At 68.9% G+C, this 1,500-nt stretch carries 2 protein-coding genes; both read left to right on the top strand.

The window, feature by feature from the left end; all coding sequences use genetic code 11:
* A partial coding sequence (locus tag GBZ26_RS29335; RefSeq protein WP_174441795.1) for an FCD domain-containing protein occupies positions 1–287 on the top strand: 287 nt, incomplete at its 5' end.
* Positions 288–328: 41 nt separating this feature from the next.
* Positions 329–1,500 (top strand): oxalyl-CoA decarboxylase (gene oxc / locus GBZ26_RS29340; protein ID WP_174441796.1); only part of this gene is annotated, 1,172 nt, incomplete at its 3' end.

Below are 1,500 nucleotides of genomic sequence, written 5' to 3' on the forward strand. Positions count from 1 at the left end.
ACGTGCTGGAGTATTCCGACGCCAACGTCGCCTTCCACCAGTCGATCATCCAGGCCTCGGGCTGCACGCTCATCGCCGACCTGACCGACCGCTTCTTCATCCACATGCGGGCCATCCGCCGCGTCACCATGCGCCGCGGCGGCCGGGCCGAGACGTCCATCGTCGAGCACCGCGACATCATCGACGCCCTGACCCGGCGCGACGCCGACCTGGCCGAGCGGCGGGTGCGCGAGCACACGCTGGGGCTGGCCCGCCATGTCGAACAGCACTGCGATTTTCTCGATTGACCGATCGTGAACCGAATAAGAGTCGGGGAGGAGTAACCCTTATGTCAGCCGTCACAGTCCTCAACAACCAAGCCACGGCCGCCACCGATGCGGAACCGGCGCTGACGGATGGTTTCCAGCTCGTCATCGATGCCCTCAAGCTCAACGGCATCGAGAACCTCTACGTCGTGCCGGGCATCCCGATTTCCGACCTGCTGCGCATGGCCCAGGGCGAGGGGCTGCGGGTCATCTCCTTCCGCCACGAGCAGAACGCCGGCAACGCCGCGGCGATCGCCGGCTTCCTGACCAAGAAGCCGGGCGTGTGCATGACCGTCTCGGCGCCGGGCTTCCTCAACGGCCTGACCGCGCTGGCCAACGCCACCACCAACTGCTTCCCGATGATCCTGATCTCCGGCTCGTCGGAGCGTGAGATCGTCGACCTCCAGCAGGGCGACTACGAGGAGATGGACCAGCTGGCCATCGCCAAGCCGCTGTGCAAGGCGGCCTTCCGCGTGCTGCACGCCCAGGACATCGGCATCGCCGTGGCCCGCGCGATCCGCGCCGCGGTGTCGGGCCGTCCGGGCGGCGTCTACCTCGACCTGCCGGCCAAGCTGTTCTCGCAGGTGATGGACGCCGCCGAGGGTGCCCGCTCGCTGGTCAAGGTGGTCGACGCCGCCCCGGCGCAGCTGCCCTCGCCGGACTCGGTGGCGCGCGCGCTGGAGGTGCTGAAGGGCGCCAAGCGGCCGCTGATCATCCTCGGCAAGGGCGCGGCCTACGCGCAGGCCGACGAGGCGGTGCGCGAGCTGGTCGAGAAGTCCGGCATCCCGTTCCTGCCGATGAGCATGGCCAAGGGCCTGCTGCCCGACACCCACCCGCAGTCGGCGGGGGCGGCGCGCTCGATGGTTCTGAAGGACGCCGACGTGGTGGTCCTGGTGGGGGCGCGGCTGAACTGGCTGCTGTCGCACGGCAAGGGCAAGACCTGGGGTGAGCCGGGGTCGAAGACCTTCATCCAGATCGACATCGAGCCGCGCGAGATGGACAGCAACGTGGCGATCGTGGCGCCGCTGGTCGGCGACATCGGGTCCTGCGTGTCGGCGCTGACCGCCGGCATGGCCAAGGGCTGGACGCCGCCGCCGTCGGAGTGGACCTCGGCCGTGTCGGCGCGCAAGGAGGCGAACATCGCCAAGATGGCGCCCAAGCTGATGAGCAACGCCTCGCCGATGAACTTCCACGG

Source organism: Azospirillum formosense (assembly GCF_013340925.1).
Taxonomy (GTDB): domain Bacteria; phylum Pseudomonadota; class Alphaproteobacteria; order Azospirillales; family Azospirillaceae; genus Azospirillum; species Azospirillum formosense.